Source organism: Gilliamella sp. Fer4-1 (assembly GCF_001690515.1).
GTDB lineage: Bacteria > Pseudomonadota > Gammaproteobacteria > Enterobacterales > Orbaceae > Gilliamella > Gilliamella apicola_C.
On sequence record NZ_LZGZ01000298.1, the window covers coordinates 1 to 3,315 of the forward strand.

Sequence of the window (3,315 nt, forward strand, 5' to 3'; positions counted from 1 at the left end):
AAATTCTGGCCCATTATCGACCCGTATTTTTAATGGATACCCATGATATTCGGCCAGTTTATCTAAGTAACGGGTAATCCTTACGCCTCACGATTAAAGTCATCGATGACATTGAATGTCCTAAAGCGACGTTGATTACGGCTACTGCCACTCATAAAATCCATTGACCAACATTCACCTTGTTTATTGGGGACTAATAACCTTTCTGGGCATCGTGGAGGAATGCGTTTTTTACGCTTTACCCTGAGATTAAGCTTTAATTCACAATACACCCGATATACCCGTTTATGATTCCATTGATAGCCGAGCTTTCTGATACGATTAAAACATTTAGGAAAGCCCCAGCGTAAATGCCTATCTGTAATAGCATTCAGCACCGAAACAATCACCGAGTCATCCAGTAACTTAGGTTGATAATAGTAAGCACAGCGGCTTAAGCCAACAATGGCACAACTCATAGCAATAGTAACCAAATGATTTTGTTGTAGTTGCTGTGCCCACGTTTTACGTGCCTTTGTGGGCACTAAAGCTTTTTTATGATTTCTTCCTGAAGCTGGTATTTTAAGCTCAGTTCGGCAAACATCTGTTTAAGCTTACGGTTTTCGGCCTCAAGCTCCTTTAAGCGTTTAATATCCGATGTTTCCATTCCGCCGTATTTTTCCCGCCATTTATAAAAAGTTGAATTACCCATGCCATATTTACGGCACAGTTCTTTAACGGGAATACCCGCTTCAGCTTCTTTTAAAATAGTTACGATTTGATGTTCAGTCATTTTTTTCATAATTAAATCCCCTTTTACTTTTATCATAGAGAATTTTCTACTTTTTTGCTGTACTATTTTAGGGGATAGTTACAATTAATGCACTGATAAATATCAGCATCAATCTTACTGCTTTGCGAGGATGATTCATTAAATATACTCCAAATTATTTCGATTAAAGGCACTCACATCAATAATTCTCATCTCTCATTTCACTTTTTATTATTTTGTTATAGTAATTGCCTATTTTATCAATAACATTTTGATTAGCACGGATTATTTAATTATATATTTGAAATAGTGACAAATCAAAAAAATTAAATAAAATCAATTAGTTTTCTGAATGTTTTTGTGTGATTCTAATTAATTTTATAAATTTCTTTATGTTAGCAATGCGCTAAATTATCAAAAACCATAAAACTAAATACGTATAAAACCTTGTTTTAATACTCTATCTACATCTTGCAAAATGTACTCATCTAGTTTACCTTACTCATACACCAAAAACTAAATAACTAGAGTGTAAACATGACGATATCATTTAAAGAGCAACAGCAGCGAATTAGCTTTGTTAAGCAATTTTTTGCCAATCAGCTTGCCGAGCGTTTATCACTTATTGAAGTGCAAGCTCCGTTATTAAGTAAAGTGGGCGATGGTATTCAAGATAATTTGTCAGGGACTGAGCACGCAGTACAAGTTAAGGTAAAAGCAATTCCTAATGCACAATATGAAGTTATACACTCACTTGCAAAATGGAAACGTAAGATTTTAAGTGATCACCAATTCGAAGCTGGCGAGGGAATTTATGCAAATATGAAAGCATTGCGCCCTGACGAAGATCAGCTTTCGCCAATTCATTCCGTTTATGTTGATCAGTGGGATTGGGAAAAAGTCATTCGCCCTGAAGATCGCAATTTAACTTATTTAAAACAAACTGTCGATAATATTTATGCCGCTATTAAAGCGACTGAGAAAGCGGTATCTCAACAATATCATCTTTCACGCTTTTTACCCGAATCAATCACTTTTATCGATAGCGAACAACTTTTAAAGCGCTATCCAAATTTACCACCTAAAGAACGAGAAAACGCAATCACCAAAGAGCTTGGCGCTGTATTTTTAATTGGTATTGGCGGTAAGCTCTCAAATAATGAAAGACACGATGTGCGTGCTCCTGATTATGATGATTGGAGCAGCAATAACGATTTAGGCTCTAAAGGTTTGAATGGCGATATTTTAGTGTGGAATTCGGTATTAAATAGCGCCTTTGAAATTTCATCAATGGGTATTCGTGTCGATCCTGAAACATTAAAACGCCAATTAAAGTTGACTAATGACGAAGATCGCTTGCAATTTGCTTGGCATAACGCTTTAATCAATGGGGATTTATTACAAACGATTGGTGGCGGTATTGGTCAATCACGACTAACAATGCTACTTTTACAGCAAAAACACATTGGCCAAGTACAAGCAAGTGTATGGAGCGATGATACCAAAGTAAATTACAACCATTTACTATAACCATGCCATAAAAATATAGGGCACTACGCCCTATTTTTTGACTCAAGACTGTGACTAACTACTGATAATTAATTCTGTACCGGTACTAATTGATTATCTTGGGGAATCGGTTGAGCATTTTGTTCTGTTGGATTAATTGTTGAAGGCTGTGTTAAGTTGTCCTCATCACTTTGTGTAGGCTCATCTTTTGCATTAGTTGACGGTGTTTGTGACGTGGTTGTAGTGCTATATAAACGAACATAAATAATATGTTGCTGACCACGATCACATGATCCCACAATTTTACCTTCAATTTGCTGTTCTGACTTATCAACCGATTCTAATTTCAGCTGAAACAGTGACGGATCTACGCCATTATTTTTGATTTTTTCGGCAATGTTACGGCTAATTTCATCACAATTTGATGCCGCCGCCGACATCGGTAAACCAAGTAAAAACATGCCGATTAATTTTTTCATTTTTTTCCCTTTTATATGTAATTTAACTACCATCTGCAATAGAAAATGATTGGAAAATTTACCTTTACTTTTTGAATTACAACTACAAATAACATTGCACCATAATTAAATATCCAACAAATCTGCTAACACAACTTATTCACAGTAAAGTTTGATAACAGTTTAACAAACCTGTTGATAACTAAAAAACATATTGATTATTAAATAGTTTTTAAATAGATCAAATATTAAACTTCTCTAGTTATGATTTTATTTAGCTTAAAAAAGCTTACTTTTTCAACCTGATTCAAAAGGCCTTGCATTATCATTGAAAACAAAATTCCCACAAAACAGCAATAACCCTATAATTAATTACCGTTCAATGGCTTTACCTTACTTATCTTTACCTTATTTATAGAGCGGTAAAAAAAGCCATTAAGCCAAAAAACACACCCGGCGAATTAGCAATTGCAATTGGCCAGTCTTTTTTTTCTCTTAATAAACCATAGCAAACCCAAAGTGAGCAGTTAATCGCAGCTGCTAATGGCTGAGTAGGATTTGATTTAAGCCCATGTAAATTATCAATGATTTGAGGAA

General features: G+C 35.0%; 5 protein-coding genes. 1 reads left to right on the forward strand and 4 read right to left on the reverse strand.

Annotation, left to right across the window (positions count from 1 at the left end; all coding sequences use genetic code 11):
- Positions 1–80: 80 nt before the first annotated feature.
- Positions 81–524 carry an IS3 family transposase gene (locus A9G30_RS10255; protein WP_065588894.1) on the reverse strand — a complete coding sequence of 148 codons (444 nt, stop codon included), beginning with the start codon at positions 522–524 and terminating at the stop codon, positions 81–83.
- Entirely contained in the window at positions 524–781 is a 258-nt protein-coding gene (locus A9G30_RS10260; protein ID WP_065588895.1) for a transposase, read from the reverse strand. The genes A9G30_RS10255 and A9G30_RS10260 overlap by 1 nt, the downstream gene beginning before the upstream one ends.
- Positions 782–1,288: 507 nt before the next feature.
- On the opposite strand from A9G30_RS10260, the gene asnA reads away from it, so the two are divergent.
- Entirely contained in the window at positions 1,289–2,281 is a 993-nt protein-coding gene (asnA, locus tag A9G30_RS10265; protein ID WP_065588896.1) for an aspartate--ammonia ligase, read from the forward strand.
- A 68-nt stretch (positions 2,282–2,349) separates the two neighbouring features.
- Here the strand turns inward: asnA and A9G30_RS10270 are convergent, their stop codons facing one another.
- Complete coding sequence (locus A9G30_RS10270; RefSeq protein ID WP_065588897.1) at positions 2,350–2,739, reverse strand: DUF1161 domain-containing protein; 390 nt, start codon at positions 2,737–2,739, stop codon at positions 2,350–2,352.
- Between the two features lie 391 nt (positions 2,740–3,130).
- Positions 3,131–3,315: ABC transporter permease (locus A9G30_RS10275; RefSeq protein WP_065588898.1), on the reverse strand; the 185-nt coding region annotated here is incomplete at its 5' end.

Excerpts from the sequence above, each read along its gene's own strand:
- A9G30_RS10270 (WP_065588897.1), bottom strand. The coding sequence starts at position 2,739 with ATGAAAAAATTAATCGGCATGTTTTTACTTGGTTTACCGATGTCGGCG.
- A9G30_RS10260 (WP_065588895.1), bottom strand. The coding sequence starts at position 781 with ATGAAAAAAATGACTGAACATCAAATCGTAACTATTTTAAAAGAAGCT.
- asnA (WP_065588896.1), top strand. The coding sequence starts at position 1,289 with ATGACGATATCATTTAAAGAGCAACAGCAGCGAATTAGCTTTGTTAAG.